The sequence below is a fragment of the Longimicrobium sp. genome (assembly GCF_036280135.1).
In the GTDB taxonomy this organism is placed as follows: Bacteria; Gemmatimonadota; Gemmatimonadetes; order Longimicrobiales; family Longimicrobiaceae; genus Longimicrobium.
Genome location: NZ_DASURI010000119.1, coordinates 1 through 2,019, shown reverse-complemented (window position 1 = coordinate 2,019; position 2,019 = coordinate 1). Strand labels below are relative to the sequence as shown.

At 69.2% G+C, this 2,019-nt stretch carries 3 protein-coding genes; all 3 read right to left on the bottom strand.

The genetic code is table 11. The annotated features are described in order from the left end of the window. Window positions 1-756 (bottom strand): TIGR02757 family protein (locus tag VFZ20_RS03760; protein ID WP_329682491.1); only part of this gene is annotated, 756 nt, incomplete at its 3' end. A 22-nt stretch (window positions 757-778) separates the two neighbouring features. Further along, window positions 779-1,399: a hypothetical protein gene (locus VFZ20_RS03755; RefSeq protein ID WP_329682490.1), complete on the bottom strand. Its 621-nt coding sequence runs from the start codon at window positions 1,397-1,399 to the stop codon at window positions 779-781. An 8-nt stretch (window positions 1,400-1,407) separates the two neighbouring features. Next, window positions 1,408-2,019 (bottom strand): dihydroorotase (locus VFZ20_RS03750; RefSeq protein WP_329682489.1); only part of this gene is annotated, 612 nt, incomplete at its 5' end.

Genomic DNA, 2,019 nt, shown 5'->3' with positions numbered 1-2,019 from the left:
ATCCAGCTGGCGGAGCGATGCGGTGATGTCCGCCGCCATCTTCCAGCCCGGGCTCGTGTAGCGCGTCAGCCTGAGACACCGGGAGAGCCTGATGACGTGCGTGTCGAGCGGCACGATCAGCTGCGCGGGCTGGACCTGGCGCCAGACGCCCAGATCCACCTCGTCTCGCCGCACCATCCACCGGAGGAACAGGTTCAGGCGCTTGCACGCGCTGCCGGCCGACGGCCGTGGAAAGAAATAGCAGACGCCCGCCCGAGGCGGGACGCGTCCGTAGACGGCCCTCAGGTCGCACGACAGTGCGCGCTGCGAGAACGCGTCGAGCGCGCCGGCAACATCCACGTCCCGCCCGCCGAGCCCGCGGACGAAGAAGCCTTCGATACTGCCGGCCTGTTCCAGCATCTGCCGCAGTACCCACAGGAGGGCCGCCAGGTCGATCCCGCGCGTCCACCGGTGCACCATCGCCCGCAGCTCAGGATGCGCGGCCCCTGGATCGAACGTACGCACGTAGGCGGCCGGGTGGGGTCCCATGATCCGGAACAGTGTCTCGATGGAGTTGATGACGCTCGCCACGCGGCCGAACGCGAGCGCGGCGGCACAGAACCCCGCAACCTCCCGGTCCGCCACATCCCGGAAGGGGCGCACCAGGTGCACCGGATCGGCGGCGGCATCCTCCCGGTTGTAGTCGTGGTACAGGCGGTCGAGCGCATCCGACAGGCGCCCGGCGCGGGATGCGTGCGAAGGCGCGGGGAGTGGCACGACCGTCCCAGTCACAGGCCCGTCAGAACGTCGTGATCGGTTCCCCTGCCCGGCACATCGGACAGGCAGCGGCGGGATGGTTCTCGGGCGCTTCGTATTCCGCCAGGGTGTAGTTCGGCACGTCGAGGGACGCCACGGCTTCCAGCCGGTCGCAGATCTCCACCGTGGCGAGCACCGTCCCGCCGGCCTGCTGCACCAGCTCGGCACAGCGCTGGAACGTCTTCCCGGTATTCCGCACATCGTCTGCGAGCAGGACGCGCTTGCCGGCCAGGTGCCGTGCGTAGAACTCGCGAAGGACGAGGCCCTCGTCGGCATGCGTGAACGGCGCGAAGCTGCACGGCGGGTGAGACAGCGCACGGCGGCCGTCGAGCAGGCCGGCCATCGTGTGCGCGAGCAGCGCGCCGCCGGTGGCCGGCCCGGCGACGACCTCGGTCCGTTCGAGCAGCGCGCCCGGCAGGCAGGCCAGCAGGTCCTGGGCGATCCGCCAGATGGTCGACGGATGCAGGAACAACTGGTGCGGGTTCAGGTATGCACGCCCGTGGTACCCGTTCCCGTAATCGTAATGGCCGGATCGCATCAGGACGCCGAGCTCCTGAAGCTGCCTGAGCGCCTGCCGCTTGTTCTCGAGCTGCCGATCCTCCACGTGCGCCCTCATGTTGTGCCCTGGTGAACCACACGGCCCCCGACGATGGTGAGCTCCACTGCCCCGCGAAGCTCCCAGCCGTGAAACGGCGTGTTCCTGGACCTGGTCTTCTGCCGGCTGGCGTCGATCGTGATTCGCCGGTCGGGATCGATCACCACGATATCGGCGGGACTGCCCTCGCGCAGCGTGCCGCCGGGGAGATTGAAGAGCCGCGCGGGGTTCGTGGACAGGAGCTCCACCGCGCGTGCGACGGAGATTCTGCCGGCGTGCACCAGCCGGTCGAACACGAGCGGGACCGCCGTCTCGAGGCCGGTGATGCCGAACGGCGCCTTGTCGAACTCCGCCATCTTCTCGTCCGAATGATGCGGCGCGTGGTCGGTGGCGATGACGTCGACCGTCCCGTCCGCAATGCCGTCGAGCATCGCGTGCCGGTCCGCCTCCTCGCGCAGGGGCGGGTTCATCTTCAGGTTCGTGTCGTACTTCACCGGTCCGTCGAGCGCGGCGTCGGTCAGCGTGAAATGATGCGGCGCCACCTCGCAGGTGACGCGTACGCCCCGTTCCTTTCCGGCACGCACCGCGCGCAGTGACTGCCGGGCGCTCATGTGGCAGATGTGCACGTG